Origin of the sequence: Micromonospora globispora (genome assembly GCF_003857015.1) — a bacterium.
Classification (GTDB): domain Bacteria; phylum Actinomycetota; class Actinomycetes; order Mycobacteriales; family Micromonosporaceae; genus Micromonospora; species Micromonospora globispora.
The window spans coordinates 1-1,002 of the sequence record NZ_QGGF01000742.1 but is presented as its reverse complement, the minus strand read 5'-3'; the positions used below and the strand labels follow the sequence as shown (position 1 = coordinate 1,002).

Below are 1,002 nucleotides of genomic sequence, written 5' to 3'. Positions count from 1 at the left end.
GCCCGGGCGGCTGGTCCGGACCCGGCACGGCGACCCGATGACCCTCACCGAGTTTCTGCGTACCCGGGTGGTGGAGGTCGGGGTGCACGGCCTGGACCTGGCCGCGGCGCTGGACCGCCGGCCCTGGCTGACCCCGACCGCGGCCAGTGTGGTGGCCGACCTGCTGACCGGCGGCCGGCCCGTTCCCGCCGAGCTCGGCTGGGACCCGCTCACGCTGATCGGCAAGGCCACCGGCCGGGTCGAGCTGACCAACCGGGAGCGGACCCTCGTCGAGGCCGTTGGCGTCCGCTGGCTCTCCTTCGGCGGCTGATCCGGGCCGCTCCGCCGGTCGTGCGGGATGCGGATCGACGCGATCCGGGACCGGACCTGGGCGGCGGCCCGGATCACATCCGAGCGCGGGTCAGTCGCCGACGCGGGCGGCCGGTGCGTGCGGGGCGGTGCGGCGCAGGTGATCCAGGACGATCGGGTCGATCCGGCCGAGGACCAACCGCTCCTCGAGGTTCTCCACACCGGCCCAGGAGGCGAGCGCGTCGTCCAGGCCGGCCCCGCCCACCGGGTGGCCGACGGCCGCCAGCAGGCCGGCGACCTCGTCCGCCAGCGGCCCGGTCAGGTCCCGCAGGGTGGCCGGGTCGGGCTTGCCGAAGAGCATCGTGTGCGTGTCGAGCAGCCGCGCCAGCTCGGTCACCGGATCGGGGTGGTCGTCCACCCGCAGGTCGATCAGGGTGTCGCCGGTGCCCGCGTACCCGCCGTGCCGCTCGACCACCAGCAGGCCGGCGCTCTGCCGACCACGCCGGTCGCCACCGGCCCGGTCACCGGCGTGCAGCGCGCCGAGCAGCCGCTGCGGGAATGGCAGCTCGACCCCGCCCAGCCAGGCGTCCCGGACCGCGTCGATGACGTGCGGGCCGGCCAGGATGTTGCCCTGCGCGGCCCAGCCGTCCCCGGCCTGCCCGCCGACCCCGGCCGGGACGACCGGCAGCTCGGGGTGGTCGGGGCGCCCGGGTA

The 1,002-nt window shown here is 76.9% G+C and carries 1 protein-coding gene and 1 pseudogene; one reads left to right on the top strand and one right to left on the bottom strand.

Features of this window, described 5'->3' with window-relative positions:
• Positions 1 to 310 (top strand): annotated as a pseudogene (locus DKL51_RS33145) (maleylpyruvate isomerase N-terminal domain-containing protein); the annotation flags it as partial.
• Between the two features lie 90 nt (positions 311 to 400).
• On the opposite strand, the gene DKL51_RS33140 reads toward DKL51_RS33145, so the two are convergent.
• A partial coding sequence (locus DKL51_RS33140) for a DUF1028 domain-containing protein (protein ID WP_124813226.1) occupies positions 401 to 1,002 on the bottom strand: 602 nt, incomplete at its 5' end.